Raw genomic sequence first — 1,418 nt, 5'->3', positions numbered from 1 at the left:
CGGTGGTGGTTTCCACGCCCGGGGCGTAGCCGTATTCAGGATGCCCGGGGGTCTTGGAGTGAAGCTGACGGAACTGCTTGAGGTCCTCGATCCCGAGCTCATATCCCGTCAGGTGGAGCAGGGCGTAGATCAGCATCGAGCCGTGGCCGTTCGACAACACGAAGCGGTCCCGGTCGGGCCAGGCCGGATTTCCCGGATTGTGCGTCATGAAGTCGTTCCAGAGCACCTCGGCGATATCGGCCATGCCCATCGGCGCACCCGGGTGACCCGAATTGGCCTTCTGGACCGCATCCATCGCGAGCGCTCGTACGGCATTGGCAAGATCTTTACGTGAGGACATCAGTCCCTCCTAGGTTCAGAAGCAATAGTCAGTCGGTCATGCGTGCCGCGAGTCACATCCGCCGATCGATCGGCGTCGGGCGGGTGACGGCAAGGTGGCACTGCGTCGGAATACAGTATGCAGGGCTGGCGGCCGGAGCGATCGGGGTTTCGATCGGCGGAGCTTCGCGTACGCAGACGCGATGGCCGGTATCGAGACCCTTTCGAAGGTCCGCCATTGTGGACGAAGAGTGCCGACCCGAAAATCAAAACAAACTTATACCGTCAAAAAGGAAGTTATCAGTTCCTAATATTAAGAATTGCGCAAGCAAATGACCAGGATTTTCGTACGGATCGACGTTTTCGAGCCCGTCGCGACGGTCACCTTGTCTTCCATTTGATCGAGCAGCCGATGCTGGGGATCTGCCGGTCGGGACCGATTCCGATCCGTGCAACCTGCTCCATGGCTTCGAAAAGATCGCGTTTCGCATCGTCCGGAGCCGTGTCTTTGCGGCTGGCATCGAGGCGTCCGCGGTACTGGAGCTCGAGCGCTGCGTTGTAGCCGAAGAAGTCCGGCGTGCAGACCGCTTCGTACGCCTTCGCGACGGCTTGGCTCTCGTCGAGCAGGTAGGGGAAGTGGAAGCGAAACTGCTCGGCGACCCGTCGCATGTTCTCGAAGGAGTCTTCCGGGTAGTCCTGCGGGTCGTTGGACATGACGGCAACACAGCCGATTCCGAGTGCGATCAGCTCGCGGGCGTCTCTGACGATGCGCTCCCTGACGGCTTTGACGTAGGGGCAATGATTGCAGATGAACATGACGAGCAAGCCGCGCTCGCCCGCACAGGCGTCGCGTGTCCAAATCTTGCCGTCGGTGCCGGGGAGCGCGAAATCCGGAGCGGGGCGCCCGAAGTCGCAAACGGGGGTTTCAAGCGATGCCATCAGAGATCTCCGAGTAAACGCCTGGGCCGGATCGGATGTGCTCGCATGTTACCGGAAGGTCGACGGTTGCAAAATCCTTTGCGGCGATGCGCTGCCCGGCTGCGTGGACTCGGAGCCCGTGAGCCCGTGAGCCCGTGGGGTGTGACCGAAACTGATGCGTT

General features: G+C 60.9%; 1 protein-coding gene and 1 pseudogene. Both read right to left on the bottom strand.

Features of this window, described 5'->3' with window-relative positions; all coding sequences use genetic code 11:
• A pseudogene (locus B4N44_RS06145) lies at positions 1-340 on the bottom strand (transketolase); the annotation flags it as partial.
• Between the two features lie 359 nt (positions 341-699).
• Positions 700-1,257 (bottom strand): thioredoxin family protein, encoded by a 558-nt coding sequence (locus B4N44_RS06140; RefSeq protein WP_296698075.1) that lies wholly within the window; start codon positions 1,255-1,257, stop codon positions 700-702.
• Positions 1,258-1,418 lie beyond the last annotated feature (161 nt).

This window comes from Thiocapsa sp. UBA6158 (assembly GCF_002423035.1).
Classification (GTDB): domain Bacteria; phylum Pseudomonadota; class Gammaproteobacteria; order Chromatiales; family Chromatiaceae; genus Thiocapsa.
The sequence above is the reverse complement of the archived record's forward strand: the minus strand, read 5'-3'. Positions and strand labels throughout refer to the sequence as shown.